This is a genomic window from Proteus sp. STS61-E, assembly GCF_040932335.1.
Taxonomy (GTDB): Bacteria; Pseudomonadota; Gammaproteobacteria; order Enterobacterales; family Enterobacteriaceae; genus Proteus; species Proteus mirabilis_B.
In genome coordinates, this window is the sequence record NZ_JBFQGE010000001.1 from 571,887 (window position 1) to 591,034 (window position 19,148).

The following is a 19,148-nucleotide window of genomic DNA, read 5'->3' on the forward strand; positions in this document are numbered from 1 at the left end:
GAGATAATTCTTCATGAAAAATAAAATTAAAGATAATAAAAAAGATCCATCAGAAAGAATGCTCGATGAGCTTGTTCAAGATATTTTTGTTAGTTCTATTGATGATAAATTTAAAGATAATTCAAATATTTTGACGGAAAAGATTGATGAGTTAAGTTTTAATTTAAATGAAAATATAAAAGGAGTGAATAATAAAATTAGTTCACATAAAAAATCATTTGAAGCGTTAAATTCTACTACGAATGAAATAAAATCTTCATTAACTTCTATCTCTCTTGAAGAAGAAAAAAGGCATCAATTGGTTCAAGAGATTCTGAATAGCAAAACGGATGAAATAAATAAACAGGTAAATAAGTTACAAGAAGATGCTGTAGTTCAAAATGATAAAATCATTTGTAAAGTTAAAGAGAGTGATGTTCTGCTTGTTGAGAATAAGAAGAAGATATTAGAGAATATTAATCTTTTAAAAAATTACCTTGATACTCATTTTAATGAAATACGTAAAGAACTTATTAACAAAGCTGATGAAATATCATATGAACATAATGCTTATTTTGATAAAGAATTAACTCATCTTGCTGAAATACTCACAAGTAAATCAGAAGAACACAAGCACTTATTGGAATGTCATATTAATGATGGCGTTTATTTAATTGAAGAAAATATACTCCAATACCTGAAAGAACGTGATAGAAAAGTAGATGAAAAAAGTGATAAGCTTGGTAATAAAATTGAAGAAAAACAGTTAATTAGCAATGAGGTGTTTCTAAACTCTACTGAAAAGAGCAAGCAAGAAAGAGAAAATATCGTTGCTAAAATAGCTTATAATGATAAAAAGAGCAAAAATAGGTTTTTATGTTTAAGTATGTTCTTAGTTATTCAAACAGCTCTAATTATTTTTCTTATTCTAAAACAATATGGACTACTTAATTAAAAAGTAAATCTAACTATCTATAAAGATAAAAGTCATACTGTATTATTTAGTATCGAATTTAATTTCTATCATGTATTATACATATGGTTAGACCCTCTCCGTATTACTGCGGCTGCTATCCCTTTAATCTGAGAGGTTGTTATGTCTACACAAAGAGATCGTGGTTGGCGTCAATGTGTTAACCGAAAAAATAAACATCAAGAAATGGGTTGTTCACGAGTGATGTTTAAACCAGAAAAAAAATGGTCTAATTTATATACTCGATCACTTAAAATGACCAGAGCTGCGCAATTAGGAATTGAATACCCAAGAATTTCTCGTAGTCAGCGTCGATTAAATGCGTTATCTGATAGTGAGTAATGATGAATATCTTATTTATTTGCAGTAAAAATCAATGGCGAAGCCCAACCGCAGAACTGTTGTTTGCAGATAGAGAAGGCATTAATACACTTTCGGCGGGTACGCGCAAAGATGCGCAATGTGTGGTTGATAACGAATTACTTAAATGGGCTGATTTAGTGCTTGTCATGGAATCTAAACATTTAAATCGATTATCTGCACATTTTCCTGCAACCATGCGCTATAAAAAAGTGCATGTGTTGGGAATACCTGATAATTATCGCTTTAACGATCCGGCATTAATTGAACTCCTTAAACAGAAAGTTCAGCCTTATTTACCAATGGAAGCGAAGCTTTCAGCTAAATAATGCTTTTAATCTTGATAAAAAAACGCTCAGCTTAAAAAATAAGACTGGGCGTTTTTTATATCTGAAAATTTTATGTTTTTATAAAAAGAGCAGGTTAGGTTTTTGCTATTGGTTATTTTTTCTGATCAGTGCCGCGAGCTGTGCAAGCTCTTCATCACTTGCTCGTTCAAAATCGTGAGATGAAAGATAACCCGGATATTTATCAAAGAAAATCTTCTGCTTATTTTCAATAGGTGCCCATTTTGTCATATCACCAGTGCCATGCATCGGGCTAAGTTTACTATGAACATGATCAACCCCAAATCCTTCAAAAAACATTCCTGAACGCGAAACATCAGGGAATGTTTTATCTAAGATCTTTGCCACTTTTTTCGTCGCAATAACTAACAATGCTAAGGCTTCATCACTGAGATCAAAGGCATAACTTGGATAGTGTTTTTTAGGAATAACAACCGTAAAGCCTTTGGTATTCGGAAATATAGAAAGAAAAGCAAGGTGGTGTTCATCTTCCCAAATTTTATGGCAAGGGGCTTTTCCAGCAACAATTTGACAGAAAATACAATTATCCATCTTAACCTCCAAAGGGGCGGGGATCTCCTCCTGAGTTGCGAAGAGCAAAGGTGGAGGAGGATGTCAAAGTACTCATTATACTTCAAGTTGCAGCGTTCAATAGCCGTTGCCACTTAGCTGCATCTTGAATTATTCAGAGTATAAGGTGGTTAAAGTAGGTTTCTTTCAGCTAAATCAAGTGCGAAGTAAGATAGAATTAAATCCGCACCAGCACGTTTAATTGAACCTAAAGTTTCCATTACTACACGATCTTCATCGATTGCACCGGCTAATGCTGCAAATTTAATTTGAGCATATTCACCACTGATTTGATAAGCCGCTAAAGGTAATAAAGTACGTTCACGCACATCGCGAATAATATCTAAATAAGCACCTGCCGGTTTAACCATCAGCATATCAGCACCTTCTTGCTCATCAATTAATGATTCGCGGATCGCTTCACGGCGGTTCATTGGATTCATTTGATAAGTTTTACGATCACCAATTAAGCGAGAGCCTGCTGCATCACGGAAAGGACCATATAAGGCAGAAGCAAATTTAGTCGAATAGGAAACAATACCTGTATCACTAAATCCTGCTTTATCAAGAGCAGCACGAATAGCGGCGACTTGACCGTCCATTGCCGCAGATGGTGCGATAAAATCCGCGCCAGCTTGTGCCGCAGCAACAGCTTGAAGACCTAAATTATAGATAGTTTCATCATTATCAACATGTTCGCCATGTAAAACACCACAGTGACCATGTGATGTGTATTCACAAAAACAGGTATCAGACATGACAATCATTTCTGGTACTGCATCTTTACAAATACGAGACATGCGAGAAACTAAGCCATCACTTTTCCAAGCATCACTCCCTGTTTCATCAAGGTGATGCGATACCCCAAAAGTCATGACAGTTTTAATGCCTGCTTTTGCAATACGTTCAATTTCATAAGCAAGACGTTTTTCAGGAATACGAACGACACCCGGCATACTTTTAATAGGTTGGTAATCATCAAGCCCTTCTTCTACAAATATAGGTAGAGCGAGATCATTTTTAGTTAACGTTGTTTCTTGAAAGAGTGCGCGCAGGTTTTCGGACTGGCGTAGTCTTCTTAAACGCTGGATGGATTGTTCGTTGCTCACAATATCTCCTTTTTATGGCCAGTACTAACAAGTATTTACCGAGGTATTATAAACCTTAATATCGATAGATAGATACTCTATAATTGATACTCGTCATACTTCAAGTTGTAGCGTTGTTGGCTTCTTTCATTCGTACTAGTCACATACTAATGATACTCGTCATACTTCAAGTTGTAGCGTTGTTGACTTCATTCACTCGCACTAGTCACATACTATTGTATGCTCCTAGCGACTCATTCACTTGTCGCCTAGCTACACCTCGAATTATTTAGAGTATAGAGAGTTAGTTATAGAGAAAAAAGCGAAAGGAAAGAAGAACAAATGATGAAGAGGGGAAATAAAAAAGAGCAGGATAATTTCTACTCTTTAAATTGATTGTTACTCATTTTTTAATGAGAAGATTATTTTTTTTGCTCTTCTAATGCAGCAACCATTTGAATTTTGCAAGCTGCAACAATTTGAGTTAAACCGTCTTGGAATTCTGCGCGTGAGCCAATTTCAGATTTAGCTTCACGTAAAGAATTAACAACTTCAATAGCGCCTTCTTGGAATTGTGCTTCAGTTGCTTCTAATTTTGCAAAATCAAATTTCTTTGCATTTAGAGAGGCCATTGCATCTTTAGCAATTTTCTCTGCTGGCTCTTTTGTGTCATAAGCTTTAATTGAGATATCTTTAAAAGTATCGCAGTAATCATCAGCCATTTTTGTTGGGTTAGCAAAAGCAACAGCAGGTAATAATAGCAGAGATAAGAGAAGTGGTTTCATTTTAGCCTCATGTTTATTTTTTAGTACGTACTTATTGAGTGTAACATATAAACAGGAGTGACGATAAATCAGAATAAGTGTAAAAATATAAATAGTTAATATTTTTAATTCAATGGGTTTTAACCAGTATTGTTATAATTGTGTTTAGGGACAATAAGCTAGCATTTTTTGACTGAATAAAAGTTCACAAATTACAACAACTGAAACAACTCAAAATATAATAATATTAGGATTTATCTTTATTTACATTCCATAAGATAGTTTTTTATTTGTGTTAAAAATAACAAAAAATGCGTTTTAAATATAAAAGTGAGAATAAAAAAGAGTCAAATAACTATCTGTTAACATTAAGATAATTTGAACACACAGTGCTTAATAGATCGATTTCTAATCGTGTTAGTTATGACAAGAAGACTTTTAATACTGCTATTTAATTCAAATAACATTAAAAATATTAAACAAAAAGAAGTTTTGATAGCAATCCTTAGATGAAATTATCGAAAAGAAAGTAAACTCATTATCATTTAGGTGATATGAAAATAACTTAAATAGGAAAATCGAAGATGGGTAAAAGAGAAAAAAATCCCCTCTATAAGGATAGAGGGGTAGCTAAATGAATAAAGAATGGTTTATTTCGAGATTGAGTATATAGGAAGTTTGAAACTAAATTTTGTTTATTTGTGCAGCACAAAAAGTTTAGAAAATAGAATAAAAATATGTGCAAGTACTTAACTCGAAAATAAACATATTATTGGCGATAGGCTGTCTTAATTTGGCTAATTGTATTACGGAATGTCTCTGCTTGTTTTTCGTCATCAACTTCTGCAATTGCACGTTCAATATTTAAAATAACACGCCCAGCATCTGCTTGACCTAATGCTTTTAACATATAGGTGACTAGTGTTTTTAAACAAGCCACTTCTTCTGCTAATGTTTCTACATCTGCTTGTGTTTTAAACTTCTCGTTCATTATCTACGTTCCTTTGTCTTTAATTTATAAATCATATCAAGCTAGGCCATTAGAATAGCAAAGTCTCAGCAAGGTATGAATAGTGATAATGAAAGCATTTTATCATATTGAAATTGTTAGCATGATAAAGAGACAAAATAGCCAGTGATCCCATTTATTTGTTGAAATCACGCTATACTTTGAAAGTCATGTTTTGAACGTTAATACAATAGAATGTGGTACGGCAATCATTGCGAGCAATAAGAAAAAATGCAGAAAAAAGGAGGGAAGGAAAATAATATGAATGAAGAACAACTATTACAGGCGATCACTCATTATCCCGCACTTTATCAGCGTAAATCAGGAAATACACATAAAGGAACATTTGGCACATTAGGCATTGTAGGTAGCGCAGAAGGAATGAGCGGCGCGATTGTATTAGCCGGTAAAAGTGCATTGAAAGCAGGATGTGGAAAGGTATTTCTTGGTTTTGCTCAGCCACAACTTCCCATTCCTTTTATTGATAGTGCGCCAGAGCTTATGCTCAAAACAGCACTGACATTGATAAATCAACAAGATATTTCTGCTTGGGCGATTGGATGTGGATTGGGATTATCTGCAAATTCTGAAGAGGTCTTATCAATAGCTTTAGCGCAACGTAATGAAAATATACCCTATGTTTTTGATGCGGATGCATTAGTGTTAATGGCTAAATTAAAATCAGAACTCTCGCTTAATCAGCATTGTGTATTAACACCACACCCTAAAGAAGCGTCTATTTTGCTTAATTGCACGCTAAATGATATCCAAAATAATAGAGAAGAAGCGGCGAAAGAAATTGCGAAGCTTTATCATTGTTGGGCAATAATCAAAGGTCAAAATACGGTAGTGACATCTCCGAAAGGGGAATTAACGATTAATACAACGGGTAATAGTGGATTATCAACCGCAGGGAGTGGTGATGTGCTAACAGGTGTTATGGGCAGTTTTTTAGCGCAAGGAATGGCAATGTCTGATGCGGTGAAAAGTGCGGTTTGGATACATGGAATGGCGGCGGATATTTTAGTCGAAAAAGGTATTGGGCCAATAGGATTAACTGCATCAGAATTGATTGATACTATCCGAAATATTCGCAATCAAATATGGGCATTGACACAGCAACATAATGCAAACTATTTTGAATGATCACTTTTATTTTTTAGCTTAACGTATTAATAATTAAAGTAGGTTTATATTAAGATTAGGTTGTTTTTAGTTAATTCACTCACAGTAATCTTTGGGTTATTGCGATAGGATTAAGGCAAATGGAGAGTTGAGAGGAGTTATTATGTATAAAACGATTTTAGTGCCTATTGATATTGTAGAAGAAGAGTTAACCAGTAAAGCGGTACGACATGCTGTGTATTTAGCAAAAGAAACGGGAGCTAATTTACATTTAATTCATGTTCTTCCTATCTCTTCAGCAATCATTAATGCATATTCATTGGGTTATCCAGAAATTAAAGATAAAGCGACAGTGAAAGCAGAGAATGATATGCAAATGTTGGTAGATTCGGTGGATTTACCTGCTGAAAAGGTCGCTTATACGGTTACTTTTGGCTCACCTCGTGATGAAATTTTAGTCACAGCAAAAGATATTCATGCAGACTTAATTGTAATTGGTTCACGTAGACCTAATATTAGCACTCATTTATTAGGTTCAACGGCTGCGGGTGTTGTTCGCTATGCTGAAATTTCAGTGTTAGTTGTTCGTTAATATATTACTAATATGCTATGAGCACCCCTCATAGCATATTTTTTAGTTTTTTGCGTAGCTTATCTTATTTATTCAATAAGCCGTTTATCGAATAAACAGTCTGGAAAGTGGATAAGAATGGAAAAATTTACCAAAGAACTTTTAAGGCTCGATCATTTTATTCTACGCATCTTACGCTATTATGTAATAGGCTCTATTTTCTTTTTCTTAGGATTATTACCCGGCGTATTAGGGTTTTATTTAATTGAAGGACATAGCTTTATGGAATCTTCATTAAATGCAATCTCTATGTTAAGTGGTCAACCGGTAGAGCCAGCACCTGCAACCCCAACAGGGCGCTTTTTTATTGCAATTTATGGTTTGTTTCTTCAGTGTGTTTTTATTTTATCAATTGGGCTTGTAGTGACACCTTTTATTCATCGACAATTGCATAAATGGCATCTTGAGGAAGATTAAATAAGCAAGCTGTGGGATTAACGCTACAATAATAAACAGACAATAATCTGATAATGAGGAGTTGCTATGTACAAGACAATTCTAGTACCTGTTGATATTTCAGAAGATGAGTTAACAACTAAAGCCTTACAACACGCTGTTTATATTGCTAAATTAGAGGGTGCAAAACTGCATCTTTTCCATGCCATTCCTGATATTTCACGTTTCTCTATTAGTTATAGCTATCATTATGACATGCTCAGTTCTTTTGCAAATAAAGCACTTGAGCGTGTACAAGAACAACTGCAAGAATTAGCTAATGGCATTGATTTGCCAAATGAACAAGTTGAATTTTCAGCCGTATTTGGTTCTGCAAGAGATAAAGTTTTAGAACTTGCTGAAAAAATTAATGCAGATTTAATTGTAATAGGTTCTCGTCGTCCTAGTATTTCAACACACCTATTGGGTTCAAATGCATCAGGTATTGTCGCTTATGCTAAGCAATCTGTTTTAGTTGTTCGCTAAAATTTTTATAAAAGTTAGAAAATAGTATGCAACCCCTAGATCTCGATTTAGGGGTTTTTTATTTTTAAATTTAAGCATTGTCATTTTAAATTGATATGTGAGTGCGATTGCTTATTAATGCGGTTTTATTTTAAATACTCGGATCTTCATTGATTGAGAATGATAGTCATTCTAAAGTGGGGCGATTGTTATTAATTAGAGATGAGTATTATGTTGAATAATAAAACTTTTACCGTTATGGGTGTTGAGCAATTTCCTGTTATTACGATGAAAATATTTCCAGAAACACTGGAAGATGCCAATAACTGGACTGCTGAAATGGGTATTGTGCTAAACGAAAAAAGAAAATTTGTTCTGGTTTACCCTTCCTTCAATAAAAAGGACAAAGAGCATAAAAAAGAAGATATGGAGGGGATGAAAGCGGTTAGACGCTGGCTTAAAGAGGGAAAAGCGCTTCTTAGTGAATATTGTGCTGGTATGATAATGACCGCCGATCCACAAAAAAATGATAAAGAACAACTGGTACAACTCTCTTCTGTTATTTCTGCGGTTTATGGTGTTCCGGTATTTGTTGCAGAAACTCTGGGTGAGTCGTATATTCAAGCTAATGAATTAGTGAAGTAATTAAATCTTATTAATTTCTTTAATTAAGAAGATTTATAAAGCACTTGTATGAGTGCTTTTTTATTAAAACAGTGATAGCTATTTGATGATGAGAGTTAAAAATAAGAATGGGTATTTTATCATTGTGCAATATTTTTCTATGACAATATTTATGACCATCCATCTATAACATTGATCTACCTACAGCCTTAAATATTTTATTTGTTCATAATAGTATTGAAAGATAATAGAGCGAGAAACGAGCTATGCTGATAAACTTTATATTAGCAATGGCTCGTTTTTGATTAAAACTAAGGCATAGTATGGATAATGAGATAATGGCGGATTGCACTGCCATTTCACAAGATAAACAGCGTGAAATTACCAAGTTATGTATTCAAACTGCGTTGTTGCTATTGCAACATGGCGCAGAAAGTATGCTGGTTGAGCAGCTTTCAACCCGTCTAGGTTTAGCTTTAGGTGTACATCAAGTCGAAAGTGCAATTTCTGCTAATGCAGTAGTATTAACCACGATTGTTAATGGGCATTGCCAAACATCAACACGTAAAATTGTCGATCGCGGTATTAATATGCATGTTGTCACTGAAGTGCAGCATATTGTTATTTTGGTCGAACATCACCTTGCAGATATTCATGAAGCAAGAAAACGCTTTGAGCATATAAAGCCGTTACGTTATCCACGTTGGGCGATTATTTTTATGGTTGCCTTATCTTGTGGTTGTTTCTCTAAATTAAATGGCGGTAATTGGGATGGCTTTTTAGTTTCAGCCATTGGTGGTGGTCTTGGTATGTTTGTTCGCCAAGCATTAACACATCGCCAAATGAACCCATTAATTAATTTCTGTATTACTGCATTTGTGGCGACTTCAGTCTCAGGTCTATTATTAAAGCTCTCTTATTTTCAAACTACGGCGACTATTTCAATGGCTGCCAGCGTTTTATTACTTGTTCCCGGATTTCCTTTAATTAATGCGGTTGCTGATATGTTTAAAGGGCACGTTAATACAGGCTTAGCGCGTTGGGCAATGGCAACAATGCTAACATTGGCAACCTGTTTAGGGGTTATTTTAGCCATGGCGGTATGGGGGTTAAGAGATTGGGCATAATAACGATACTTCTCACCCTAATTGAAGATATGATCTTAGCTGCTATTCCCGCAGTGGGTTTTGCGATGGTATTTAATGTGCCTTCAAGGGCATTAAAATATTGCGCACTATTAGGAGCGATAGGACACGGCTCTCGTACTGTTTTAGTGATGAGTGGGATGAACATTGAATGGGCAAGTTTTTGTGCTGCCATTTTAGTGGGTTGCATTGGTATTCAATGGTCACGCTGGTGGCTTGCACACCCTAAAGTCTTTACTGTTGCTGCGGTTATTCCGATGTTCCCCGGAATAAATGCATATATAGCGATGATCTCAGTAGTGAAGTTAACGCAAATTGGTTATAGCGCGGAAATTTTTGAAGCTTTAGTTACTAATTTCCTTAAAGCTTCATTTATTGTCGGTGCGCTCTCTATCGGGCTATCCTTGCCGGGATTATGGTTATATCGCAAGCGTCCGAGTGTATAATGACTTACATCGCGTGTTGTAATGAGTTTAATGTAATATCCAGTTCATTTTTGTCAGAAATAATAATTTGAATTCGTAATTTATTCTCAGATTCTAAACTAGCATGCGCTTTAACATCTTCGTTATTCGCATGCTTTTTTGTTATCTCGACTAATTCGTCCATCAAATTCAGCATATTCTCATTCATTTTTAAATTTCTCCAAATCATTGATGGACTAAACCATAGCAAATCCCTTTTGTGTTAATGTCGAGAATAACGGCTTTTTCTATCACCATTCACGCTTATTGTTTTATTTTTTATACAAAAAATAGCAAGAAAGATTGCCCAAAATAAATAAAAAAAAGGTAAGATTAGGCTAAATAAAAATAAGATTATCAGTTGGTTATTAAAGATAATTCTTATTGGGTTTAATAAAATAAAGAGTAAGGCAGATACCACTTTGAGAAAAATATTACACTATACCGCGGTTGTGTTGGGTTTGTTTTTTATTACGCTAAATGTTCAAGCGCAAGCCCCTGAGAATTTTACAAAAGCGAAAGAGATAGCAAAAGAACGTATTTATTATGATCAAAATCAAAAGTCACAAGGCACTATTTATTGTGGTTGTGATTGGGAATGGGTAGGTAAATCTGGTGGGCGTGTTAATTTAGCCAGTTGTGGTTATAAAGTCAGAACCCAACAAACAAGAGCAGAACGTATTGAGTGGGAGCATATTGTTCCTGCATGGGTCTTTGGTCATCAACGCCAATGTTGGCAAAATGGAGGCAGAACGAATTGTGTGAAAAACGATCCTGTATTTGGCAAAATTGAAGCCGATCTACACAATTTAGCGCCATCTATTGGTGAAGTTAACGGGGATCGCAGTAATTTTAGTTTTGGGCAATTACCAGCACAAGCACCTTATCAATATGGTCAATGCCGTAGCCGTGTTGACTTCGCGTCACGTACTTTTGAACCTCGTAATGAAGTTAAGGGACAAGTAGCAAGGGTTTATTTCTATTTACATGATCGCTATAACCTCTCTATGTCACGTCAACAACAACAGTTATTAATGGCTTGGGATAATGCTTATCCACCAACAGCGTGGGAAAAAGAGCGTGATAACCGCATTGCTCGTATTGTTGGATATCATAATCCGTTTGTGACGGGTGAAGTGAAGTGGCAATTAGGACATAAAAATAGTGGTGCCGGATTATCTGCAACAAATAATGCGCCAGTCACTAAAGCTAAAACTGAAACGCCTAAACAAGTAAATACATCACAATCTGAAGAGATTAAAGGTAATGTTAATAGCAAGATCTATCATTTTGCACATTGTTCTGGTTATAAAACAATGTCAGATAAAAATGCGGTTTTGTTTAAAACAGAGAGTGAGGCAATTAAGGCAGGTTACCGTTTAGCTAATAACTGTAAACAGCCTTAATCGTAATTATTTAGGTCACATCCAGCGACGAACGTGGCGACAATATTGTTGCCACGCTTGCGGAAATAATTCACTTAAGATTTTCTCTTCACGTACTATCGTATAGCGATCAGTAATAAAGTAAAACGCGATTGCTGCCCCTAAAAATCCCCAATTACCAAAAATAAAAAATAACCCGATACTGATATCTAAAAAACCAAGATACATAGGATTACGGCTTATTTTATAAGGACCACTTGTCACTAATTGTCGAGGTGTGTGATTAGGATTAGGAGACGTTTTTTGTTTAATAAAAAAGGAGAGGCAATAAAAAAGCCAGATCCCAGAAGTCGTAATAGTGAGTAAACCGAGATAAAAAAAGAATCCCATTTTGAGAGAGCCAGAATGAAGTTCAAAACCAATAAATGGAATGAGGTTAAGTAGTAACCAATAAATAAAAGGTAATCGTAAGAAATTCATTTACTCCCCCTGAAATAACACTTATTGTTATTTTTATGTTAAGTCCATCTCGTTATAAATCATCTTAGTATTGAAAATATTTTTATTTTGTCATTATACTGTCATAAAGCTTCGCTAATTTTCACTCTAACTCCATGATGGGGAATATGAATGATAGAAGCAATGGAAATATCTCGTTACTCACAGAAAACCGGCAACAACCGTTCATTGATGTTTAATGTTCAGGATTGTGACCGGTTTTTTTGTTTTTTGCGACTAAATAGAGTCTGAAGGGGATTCACCGGTAAGTGAATGGAATAAAAACAGAGATGTCGATGACTTTTTGAAGACTAACAAGGGTAAATACCACTATGAGTAGACAAAAAGCAGCAACACGTTTACGCCGAGAAAATAAACGCACCTCACGTAAAGAACAACGCAATGGGGCACATCGAGATAATGTTATGGTTTTACCGGGATTTGGGGATATTGATACCATTGGTATGGCGAGAGAAAAGCGTGATGAACGAGTGTTATCTCCTCGCAACGAAGCACAGCGCCAGTATATGAATGCAATTAAGCATCAGAATCTTATTTTTGCCACAGGAGAAGCTGGCTGTGGTAAAACCTTTCTTAGTGCCGCAATGGCTGCGGATGCTTTAATTAATAAAGAAATAGAACGTATTATTGTTACTCGACCAGTGTTGCAGGCAGATGAAGATCTCGGTTTCTTACCCGGCGATATTGCTGAAAAATTCGCACCGTATTTTCGCCCTGTCTATGACGTATTAGTGAAACGCTTAGGTGCTTCATTTTTACAATATTGTTTACGACCTGAAATTGGTAAAGTTGAAATTGCACCTTTTGCTTATATGCGAGGGCGTACTTTTGAAAATGCATTTGTTATTTTAGATGAAGCGCAAAATGTTACGGTAAATCAAATGAAATTATTTTTAACCAGAATGGGCGAAAATGTCACCGTTGTGGTTAATGGCGATATTACCCAGTGTGATTTACCTGCTAGTGTACCGTCTGGATTAGCTGATGCACTGATTCGATTTGAAGCTAATAATCGAGTGGGCGTGATTAAATTTATGCAGGAAGATTGTGTGCGCTCTACATTATGTCAGCATGTATTAGCTGCTTATAATGATTAAATAGAGCATGGGAAATTTTGTATGAAATTAAAAAGGTCACATATTAATGTGGCCTTTCTCTTTATTTGTTTTTTATTTTTATAATTAAGCTGTTTTTTTAATTTTGTTTTATATTAATTATCTTTTTTATTAATTATGGAATGCTTAAATAGAATGAAAAATTTCAAAATAAAATAATTTATTTGTAAGTGTTCTTTTTTTGATTGGTTATTAATAAATTAATTGTTATTGTTCTTTTGTTTACAATATTTCTATTAAATAGTGATGTTCAAATATAAATACATTTATATATTAACTAATAGCCTAATTAAATTTGACTTAAATCACGTATTTTAAAAAATAGATAAATTTGTTTGTTGGTTTTTTAAATTATTACTAATATCAAATTGACTAGGGTCTTTTGTTACCTCTAGTTAATGATGGCAATAATAGAATCTTATTTTTGCTAATTAAATATTTATCTATTCTGGAGTTATATATGTTTAAAAATAAACTCCCACTGTCATTATTATCAGTGGCTATATTGTCGTCGTCGGCATTTGCCGCAACCAACAGCGCAGGGGGGATCATTTCTTTCTCTGGTGCTATTAGTGATACCACTTGTACAATTAATGGGGGAAATAGTGCGGACTTTTCTATTCTATTAGATCCTATTACCGTAACGGATGCTGGAACAACGGCAAATACTGTTATTGCCAAAAATCAAAAAGAGTTTGCTTTGACATTCTCTGATTGTGCTCCTGCATCTACTCCAAGTGGAAGTAATTTAAAGATACATTTCTCATCTGCAAATACTATTTCAACAAGTGGATTATATTTAGTTAATGATACTTCGAATGAAAATGATCCATTAGTTGCAAAAAACGTGGGCTTTAGTTTATCAACACCAGCTGCACCAACAGTTGCTATACCACTAAATGCCACCTTTGATACAGGTATTAAAGGCGATAAAACAGCGCCAGATTCAGATACTCTACGCTTAATTGCCAGTTACTATAAAACAAATGCGACAGCGGCTAAAACAGGGCCAGTACACTCTAACGTTATTTATACAGTATCTTATTTATAATATAAAAAGCCAGACTCAATGGGTCTGGCTTTTTTGGGGTGGTTATAATGAAAAAATTAATATTCCTTTTAATTATCTTGATATTACCCTCGACTGTATTAGCCAATATCATTATCAATGGTACTCGCGTTATTTATTATGAAGGTGTTGATAGTGTTAATATCCAATTGACGAATAATGGTGATTTAGCTTCTTTGGTACAAAGTTGGATAGATGATGGAGATGTAGACTCAACACCAGAAAATGCAAATTCACCTTTTTATTTATATCCACCAATTGTCAAAATAGCAGGAAGACAAGGACAAACTCTAAGAATAAAAAATTCCGATGAACAACAGATAAGTAATGTTGAAAAAGCCTATTATTTAAATATATTAGATATTCCTGAAAATGCACAAGCACTAAAAGGAAAAAGTTATTTACAATTGGCGATGAGAACAAGAATTAAAGTTTTCTATCGTCCTACTGCATTAACAGATGATCCTGAATTAGTGAATGAAAAAATAACTTATCAATTAAATGGTAATAAGGTTTTAGTTAAAAACAACTCACAATATCATTTCACTATAGCTTCTATTTCTACTGAAGAAACGCCACGTATTACTCTTGCTGATTCTGAAATGATCCCACCGTTATCTTCTCGTGAGTTACCATTAATTAATAAATTAAAAAATAATTCCGTTGTTGTTATTTATGTTGATGATTTTGGTGTTTATAAATCACAGAATATTAAACTCTAGTCGAGATAACATCGTGAATAATCCAAGATATCTCTCAATCCTTATTTTTTTAGGAATACAACATTATCCTCAAAATCTGTACGCAGAGGGATTCGATACATCTTTACTTGTTGGAAATTCAAAGAATGGAGATATTTCACGATTTTATATTGACGACAAAATTCCTGAAGGAAAACAACTTGTCGATGTTTATGTCAATCAAGTATGGAAAGGACAATTTGAAATAAATGTAATAGGTGAACACGCAGAGATTGCTTTTGAAACCATGGATGTAAATAAACTTGGCTTAAATCTATCGCTATCTGCGAAACAAAAAATTGCACAGCAAAAAACCATACTATCAAATGAATTGGCAAAAGGCGTGACGTCGGTATTAGATGTTAATAAATTAAGGCTTGATATTAATGCTCCTCAGATTTCAGTGAAACAATCAGAAGTAGGGTATGTTGATCCAAGTTATTGGCAACACGGCATTTCTGCTCTGATTTTATCTTATAATTTAAACTACTATAACTATAAAGAAAAAAAAGGAAGTAAAAGCAATAACGAGAGTTTTTTTGCCAATATTAATTCAGGTGTGAATTTAGGTGCATGGCAGTTTAGAGATGAATCTAACTACTCTTATTATTCTCATGGCAAAAGCCAATGGAAAAACAATACGCGCTATGTTTATAAGGCATTTAGTCAAATAACTTCAGGATTAACAATTGGTGATTTTTATACACCAGTGGCACTTTTTACCAGTATTCCCTTTAGAGGGGCATCACTGGCAACAGAAATGGGTATGCTCCCTAATTCGAGTCAAGGATTTGCGCCCATTATTCGTGGTGTTGCACAGACGAATGCACTAGTCAGTGTTTATCAAAATGAAAATCTAGTTTTTCAAGAAAATGTGCCTCCGGGTGAATTTTCCTTTCGAGATATTCAACCCACTGCGGGAGGTGGTGATCTCTTAGTAGTTATTCAAGAAGCGGATGGGAGAAAGGTCTCTTTCACTGTGCCGTTTTCAGCCGTTCCTGATATGTTAAAAGAAGATGTTTATCGTTATAACGTAACGCTAGGTGAATCACGAATTAGTAATACAAATTATCGACCTAAATTTGCACAAGGTGAGTTTCATTATGGTCTTAATAATTTAGTTACTGTTTATGCGGGCGGTATTGTTAGTGAAGATTATTACTCCGCATTGATAGGCAGTGGTTGGAATTTTAAATTTGGGGCAATTTCAGCAGATATAACACATGCAACTGCAGATTTACAGACAGGTAAAAAAACAGGGCAAAGTTTTCGTCTTGCTTATAGTAAATATATGGATGCGACATTAACCAATTTAACATTGGCTGCTTATCGTTATTCTACTCGCGATTATTATAGTTTTGTAGATTCAATTTATGCTCATGACAACTATAAAGCTTGGAAAGATTATCAAAATGATATTGCTCAACAACAAAATAATAATGCAGTATCCGATCTTGATTTATCAACATTTGACGCATTAAGAGGCTCTAGAGCAAAAAATACGTTTACAATAAATTTAAATCAATACTTAGGTGGTCAGCGAGGTGTTATTTTCTTATCAGGTACTCATCGAAATTATTGGAATACAAATGAAAGTAATCAAGAATATCAATTTGGATATTCTAATAACTATAAAGATATTGCTTACAATCTTTCCATCTCAAAGTTAAGAAATTACGATAATAAAGAAGAAACTCGTTATTATTTTAATATTAGTGTGCCAATTTCATTTTTTGATAAAAGAGCCAATATTAACACTTCAATTTATGCAGCTGATTCACGTTATCAACAATCTACACTCAGTATGAGTGGAACGGTGGGTCAAGATGATTTAATAAATTATACAGTAACAGGTTCAAATCAAACAGGCGGTAATAATTTAGTTGGTACTAATGTGAGTTATCGTCATCCTTATAGCACATTATCGGCTTCTTATACGGAAGCAAATAATTATCGCCAAGGTGGATTGGGCACTCGAGGGACGGTTGTTGCTGTACCTAGTCATATCGTTTTTTCAGGTAATACGGGGAATACCTATACTCTTATCGAAGCACCTATGGCCAATAATATGATGGTTAATGGAAATAAAGCCACTTTGACCAATCATCAAGGAATAGTATTAGTGACTAATACTATCCCTTATCGTACAAATAATTATACTTTAACAAATACAGAAGTACCTTCAAATGCCGAGATTGTAGGAAATACAACTCAGATAGCTCCATATCTAGGTGCAGTTAATTACCTCACATTAACAACGGATAAACGTAAAACATTCATTATTAAAGCATCTTTAGAGAATAATGAGAGTCTGCCTTTCGGTACGGAAGTTTTAAATAATAAAAAAGAGAGTATTGGTTATGTGGGACAATCAAGCGTGCTTTATTTAAAAAGTGATGAGCTACCTTCTTCACTTTTTATCAAATTAAATAAAGCCGAAAAAATGGAATGTATTGTGGATCATTTAATAAATACGATGGATAAAAATCGTAATATCTGCAAATAAAGGAAATTAATATGAAAAAATCGGTCTTTATATTTTTATTATTAATCGGAGCGATAAGCCAACAGGCTATTGCTAATTGTAAGCCTGATAATACGATTACTGCACCAAATATTAATTTTGATTTATCTACTGATTTAAATGCGACTTCAACAACAGTAACAAAAATGAATAGAACAACATTTCCTGGTACTTTTAAATGTACAACTAGAGGACTTTTATTTCCTAATACAGTAGGGCTTGCTTCTCCTTTTGCTGATAATCGAGTAGGGACAATAGGATTTAATGGAGGAAAACAATTTGTCTCTATTACATTAACGGCATTAGAAAAAGATAATGTGACGAATATAGATGCAGGAACACATCCAGCATCTCTTTTGGATACAAATTTTACCTTGAGATTTACATTACTGACGTCTAAACCATCGAGTAATTATACGGAGGTCAGTGGAAGTACTGCAATTGTTAATCCTGTTATTTTAGCATCGGATGCATCAAGTGTTGGGTTAATTCAGTGGTTACTTAATATTGTTATTAAACTTGTTCAATTCTTATTAACGTGGCAATGGCCTGTCGATCAAAATGATATTTTTTTACAGCCAATGCAAATTACTTATAATCCTGTAATGACAACGTGTAATTTCTCTAATGCAGGGCTGATTGTTTCACTTCCTTTAATTAGCGTAAAAGATGCTAAAACGGTAGATAAAGCGGGATATACTCCTTTTACATTAAACTTTACTTGTCAAGATTTCTTGAGTGGCTCAAAAACTTCTCGAAATATTAAGATGTTTTTATCAAGTCAAAATTTATTGTCTACAGATAAAACCGTGTTAACTAATACGACAACGCAAGGGGTTAGTGGTATCGGATTTCGTTTAGTAAAAAGTGATAATATTACAAGTCCGATAACCTTTTCTGACAATATTACAACGCAAGGTAGTGCGACTAGTATTTTCAGTGTTAACCAAGGTAACACCTTATCTTCTGCCTTTTCGATTAACATGGGAGCTTATTACTATCCTTATAATGCTAACTCAGTTACCCAAGGGAAAATAACAAGCACAGCAACATTAGTAATGTCTTATGACTAAAGAGCGTACCTAATGAAAAAAATAATGAATGCTACTTTTATTTTATTATTTATTCTTATAACGCCGACAATAAAAGCGAGTGTGGTACTTGAACGTACACGTCTAATTTTTCCTATGGACAAATTAACACTGTCATTGCAAATTTTTAATCACAGTGAACAACCAACATTAGTTCAATCTTGGATAGATGATGGCGATATTGAATCAACCCCTGAGACAACAACGGCTCCTTTTATTGTTATCCCTCCTATAATGAAAGTTTCCGCTAATGGAGGAGCGCAATTAAAAATACAACAATTAGACAATAAGTTGCCTCAAGATAGAGAGTCTATTTTTTATCTTAATGTGCTTGATATTCCACCTAAACCGAATAGTGGTGAAAACACGAACACGTTGCAATTAGCATTACAAACTCGCATTAAGCTTTTTTACCGCCCTAAACAACTTGAGTTAACGAGTAGCGCTATTTTTAAACAGATTGAGATTATAAAGGAACAGCAGAATTTAGAGATTAGTAATCCTTCAGCTTATTTTTTTACGATTTCAAAAATATATACAGAAGAGAATAAAGAGCAATCTTTAATTCAGACCACAATGATAGCGCCGTTTTCAAAACAGAAAATTGAATATAAAGGACGAGTTGATAACAACCAAGTCATTACAGTCATCTATCTAGATGATGATGGAAATTATCAGCAAGATAAGAAGAATATACATTGATTACATTTTTATAATAAAAAAGGC

23 protein-coding genes are annotated in these 19,148 nt (G+C 34.3%); 17 read left to right on the forward strand and 6 right to left on the reverse strand.

Going from position 1 to position 19,148, the window contains the following annotated elements:
• Positions 1 to 13: 13 nt before the first annotated feature.
• The 3 genes from AB4J89_RS02660 (at position 14) to AB4J89_RS02670 (ending at position 1,641) form a co-directional block, all read left to right on the forward strand.
• On the forward strand, positions 14 to 934 hold the full coding sequence (locus AB4J89_RS02660; protein ID WP_368467969.1) for a hypothetical protein: 921 nt from the start codon (positions 14 to 16) through the stop codon (positions 932 to 934).
• Positions 935 to 1,075: 141 nt separating this feature from the next.
• Positions 1,076 to 1,294: a hypothetical protein gene (locus AB4J89_RS02665; protein ID WP_036912865.1), complete on the forward strand. Its 219-nt coding sequence runs from the start codon at positions 1,076 to 1,078 to the stop codon at positions 1,292 to 1,294.
• Between the two features lie 2 nt (positions 1,295 to 1,296).
• Positions 1,297 to 1,641, forward strand: coding sequence for a low molecular weight protein tyrosine phosphatase family protein (locus AB4J89_RS02670; RefSeq protein WP_088495392.1), 345 nt, complete (start codon positions 1,297 to 1,299; stop codon positions 1,639 to 1,641).
• A gap of 105 nt (positions 1,642 to 1,746) precedes the next feature.
• Here AB4J89_RS02670 and AB4J89_RS02675 read toward each other — a convergent pair whose 3' ends face one another.
• From AB4J89_RS02675 to AB4J89_RS02690, 4 genes are all read right to left on the reverse strand, one after another.
• Positions 1,747 to 2,211, reverse strand: a complete 465-nt coding sequence (locus tag AB4J89_RS02675; protein WP_109393889.1) for an HIT family protein — start codon at positions 2,209 to 2,211, stop codon at positions 1,747 to 1,749.
• A gap of 149 nt (positions 2,212 to 2,360) precedes the next feature.
• The gene (gene hemB / locus AB4J89_RS02680; protein WP_072064069.1) at positions 2,361 to 3,338 is read right to left on the reverse strand and encodes a porphobilinogen synthase; all 978 of its coding nucleotides are present in this window, start codon (positions 3,336 to 3,338) and stop codon (positions 2,361 to 2,363) included.
• 401 nt (positions 3,339 to 3,739) lie between these two features.
• Positions 3,740 to 4,102, reverse strand: coding sequence for a hypothetical protein (locus tag AB4J89_RS02685; protein WP_088495394.1), 363 nt, complete (start codon positions 4,100 to 4,102; stop codon positions 3,740 to 3,742).
• Positions 4,103 to 4,850: 748 nt separating this feature from the next.
• Positions 4,851 to 5,075, reverse strand: coding sequence for a DUF2594 family protein (locus AB4J89_RS02690; RefSeq protein WP_269669713.1), 225 nt, complete (start codon positions 5,073 to 5,075; stop codon positions 4,851 to 4,853).
• Positions 5,076 to 5,351: 276 nt separating this feature from the next.
• Between AB4J89_RS02690 and AB4J89_RS02695 the strand changes: the two genes are divergently transcribed.
• The 7 genes from AB4J89_RS02695 (at position 5,352) to AB4J89_RS02725 (ending at position 9,961) form a co-directional block, all read left to right on the forward strand.
• A complete protein-coding gene (locus AB4J89_RS02695) occupies positions 5,352 to 6,236 on the forward strand; it encodes an NAD(P)H-hydrate dehydratase (protein ID WP_311754905.1) in 885 nt (294 codons plus the stop codon).
• 142 nt (positions 6,237 to 6,378) lie between these two features.
• The gene (locus AB4J89_RS02700) at positions 6,379 to 6,807 is read left to right on the forward strand and encodes a universal stress protein (RefSeq protein ID WP_075674297.1); all 429 of its coding nucleotides are present in this window, start codon (positions 6,379 to 6,381) and stop codon (positions 6,805 to 6,807) included.
• A 117-nt stretch (positions 6,808 to 6,924) separates the two neighbouring features.
• Positions 6,925 to 7,263 carry a hypothetical protein gene (locus AB4J89_RS02705; protein ID WP_088495396.1) on the forward strand — a complete coding sequence of 113 codons (339 nt, stop codon included), beginning with the start codon at positions 6,925 to 6,927 and terminating at the stop codon, positions 7,261 to 7,263.
• Positions 7,264 to 7,329: 66 nt separating this feature from the next.
• Positions 7,330 to 7,767 (forward strand): universal stress protein, encoded by a 438-nt coding sequence (locus AB4J89_RS02710; protein ID WP_088495397.1) that lies wholly within the window; start codon positions 7,330 to 7,332, stop codon positions 7,765 to 7,767.
• A 210-nt stretch (positions 7,768 to 7,977) separates the two neighbouring features.
• A complete protein-coding gene (locus AB4J89_RS02715; RefSeq protein ID WP_368467974.1) occupies positions 7,978 to 8,391 on the forward strand; it encodes a hypothetical protein in 414 nt (137 codons plus the stop codon).
• A 302-nt stretch (positions 8,392 to 8,693) separates the two neighbouring features.
• Positions 8,694 to 9,497, forward strand: coding sequence for a threonine/serine exporter ThrE family protein (locus AB4J89_RS02720; protein WP_088495399.1), 804 nt, complete (start codon positions 8,694 to 8,696; stop codon positions 9,495 to 9,497).
• Entirely contained in the window at positions 9,488 to 9,961 is a 474-nt protein-coding gene (locus AB4J89_RS02725) for a threonine/serine exporter (RefSeq protein WP_088495400.1), read from the forward strand. The genes AB4J89_RS02720 and AB4J89_RS02725 overlap by 10 nt, the downstream gene beginning before the upstream one ends.
• A 4-nt stretch (positions 9,962 to 9,965) precedes the next feature.
• On the opposite strand, the gene AB4J89_RS02730 is transcribed toward AB4J89_RS02725, so the two are convergent.
• Positions 9,966 to 10,148 (reverse strand): hypothetical protein, encoded by a 183-nt coding sequence (locus tag AB4J89_RS02730; RefSeq protein ID WP_036912881.1) that lies wholly within the window; start codon positions 10,146 to 10,148, stop codon positions 9,966 to 9,968.
• Positions 10,149 to 10,401: 253 nt separating this feature from the next.
• Between AB4J89_RS02730 and AB4J89_RS02735 the strand changes: the two genes are divergently transcribed.
• Positions 10,402 to 11,385, forward strand: a complete 984-nt coding sequence (locus AB4J89_RS02735; RefSeq protein ID WP_088495401.1) for an endonuclease — start codon at positions 10,402 to 10,404, stop codon at positions 11,383 to 11,385.
• A 15-nt stretch (positions 11,386 to 11,400) separates the two neighbouring features.
• Here AB4J89_RS02735 and AB4J89_RS02740 read toward each other — a convergent pair whose 3' ends face one another.
• On the reverse strand, positions 11,401 to 11,844 hold the full coding sequence (locus AB4J89_RS02740) for an isoprenylcysteine carboxylmethyltransferase family protein (RefSeq protein WP_088495402.1): 444 nt from the start codon (positions 11,842 to 11,844) through the stop codon (positions 11,401 to 11,403).
• A gap of 350 nt (positions 11,845 to 12,194) precedes the next feature.
• Between AB4J89_RS02740 and phoH the strand changes: the two genes are divergently transcribed.
• The 6 genes from phoH (at position 12,195) to AB4J89_RS02770 (ending at position 19,124) form a co-directional block, all read left to right on the forward strand.
• Entirely contained in the window at positions 12,195 to 12,980 is a 786-nt protein-coding gene (gene phoH, locus AB4J89_RS02745) for a phosphate starvation-inducible protein PhoH (protein ID WP_088495403.1), read from the forward strand.
• 478 nt (positions 12,981 to 13,458) lie between these two features.
• Complete coding sequence (locus AB4J89_RS02750; protein ID WP_075670953.1) at positions 13,459 to 14,049, forward strand: fimbrial protein; 591 nt, start codon at positions 13,459 to 13,461, stop codon at positions 14,047 to 14,049.
• Positions 14,050 to 14,096: 47 nt separating this feature from the next.
• The gene (locus tag AB4J89_RS02755; protein WP_088495404.1) at positions 14,097 to 14,789 is read left to right on the forward strand and encodes a molecular chaperone; all 693 of its coding nucleotides are present in this window, start codon (positions 14,097 to 14,099) and stop codon (positions 14,787 to 14,789) included.
• A 13-nt stretch (positions 14,790 to 14,802) separates the two neighbouring features.
• Positions 14,803 to 17,313: a fimbria/pilus outer membrane usher protein gene (locus tag AB4J89_RS02760; RefSeq protein ID WP_368467979.1), complete on the forward strand. Its 2,511-nt coding sequence runs from the start codon at positions 14,803 to 14,805 to the stop codon at positions 17,311 to 17,313.
• An 11-nt stretch (positions 17,314 to 17,324) separates the two neighbouring features.
• Positions 17,325 to 18,404 carry a fimbrial protein gene (locus AB4J89_RS02765; protein WP_368467981.1) on the forward strand — a complete coding sequence of 360 codons (1,080 nt, stop codon included), beginning with the start codon at positions 17,325 to 17,327 and terminating at the stop codon, positions 18,402 to 18,404.
• A 12-nt stretch (positions 18,405 to 18,416) separates the two neighbouring features.
• Entirely contained in the window at positions 18,417 to 19,124 is a 708-nt protein-coding gene (locus tag AB4J89_RS02770) for a molecular chaperone (protein ID WP_127913592.1), read from the forward strand.
• Positions 19,125 to 19,148: the final 24 nt, after the last annotated feature.

Excerpts from the sequence above, each read along its gene's own strand:
- AB4J89_RS02685 (WP_088495394.1), bottom strand. The coding sequence starts at position 4,102 with ATGAAACCACTTCTCTTATCTCTGCTATTATTACCTGCTGTTGCTTTT.
- AB4J89_RS02765 (WP_368467981.1), top strand. The coding sequence starts at position 17,325 with ATGAAAAAATCGGTCTTTATATTTTTATTATTAATCGGAGCGATAAGC.
- AB4J89_RS02715 (WP_368467974.1), top strand. The coding sequence starts at position 7,978 with ATGTTGAATAATAAAACTTTTACCGTTATGGGTGTTGAGCAATTTCCT.
- AB4J89_RS02755 (WP_088495404.1), top strand. The coding sequence starts at position 14,097 with ATGAAAAAATTAATATTCCTTTTAATTATCTTGATATTACCCTCGACT.
- AB4J89_RS02720 (WP_088495399.1), top strand. The coding sequence starts at position 8,694 with ATGGATAATGAGATAATGGCGGATTGCACTGCCATTTCACAAGATAAA.
- AB4J89_RS02660 (WP_368467969.1), top strand. The coding sequence starts at position 14 with ATGAAAAATAAAATTAAAGATAATAAAAAAGATCCATCAGAAAGAATG.
- AB4J89_RS02695 (WP_311754905.1), top strand. The coding sequence starts at position 5,352 with ATGAATGAAGAACAACTATTACAGGCGATCACTCATTATCCCGCACTT.
- AB4J89_RS02750 (WP_075670953.1), top strand. The coding sequence starts at position 13,459 with ATGTTTAAAAATAAACTCCCACTGTCATTATTATCAGTGGCTATATTG.
- AB4J89_RS02730 (WP_036912881.1), bottom strand. The coding sequence starts at position 10,148 with ATGAATGAGAATATGCTGAATTTGATGGACGAATTAGTCGAGATAACA.
- AB4J89_RS02700 (WP_075674297.1), top strand. The coding sequence starts at position 6,379 with ATGTATAAAACGATTTTAGTGCCTATTGATATTGTAGAAGAAGAGTTA.
- AB4J89_RS02705 (WP_088495396.1), top strand. The coding sequence starts at position 6,925 with ATGGAAAAATTTACCAAAGAACTTTTAAGGCTCGATCATTTTATTCTA.
- AB4J89_RS02675 (WP_109393889.1), bottom strand. The coding sequence starts at position 2,211 with ATGGATAATTGTATTTTCTGTCAAATTGTTGCTGGAAAAGCCCCTTGC.
- AB4J89_RS02670 (WP_088495392.1), top strand. The coding sequence starts at position 1,297 with ATGAATATCTTATTTATTTGCAGTAAAAATCAATGGCGAAGCCCAACC.
- phoH (WP_088495403.1), top strand. The coding sequence starts at position 12,195 with ATGAGTAGACAAAAAGCAGCAACACGTTTACGCCGAGAAAATAAACGC.
- AB4J89_RS02740 (WP_088495402.1), bottom strand. The coding sequence starts at position 11,844 with ATGAATTTCTTACGATTACCTTTTATTTATTGGTTACTACTTAACCTC.
- AB4J89_RS02710 (WP_088495397.1), top strand. The coding sequence starts at position 7,330 with ATGTACAAGACAATTCTAGTACCTGTTGATATTTCAGAAGATGAGTTA.
- AB4J89_RS02665 (WP_036912865.1), top strand. The coding sequence starts at position 1,076 with ATGTCTACACAAAGAGATCGTGGTTGGCGTCAATGTGTTAACCGAAAA.
- AB4J89_RS02770 (WP_127913592.1), top strand. The coding sequence starts at position 18,417 with ATGAAAAAAATAATGAATGCTACTTTTATTTTATTATTTATTCTTATA.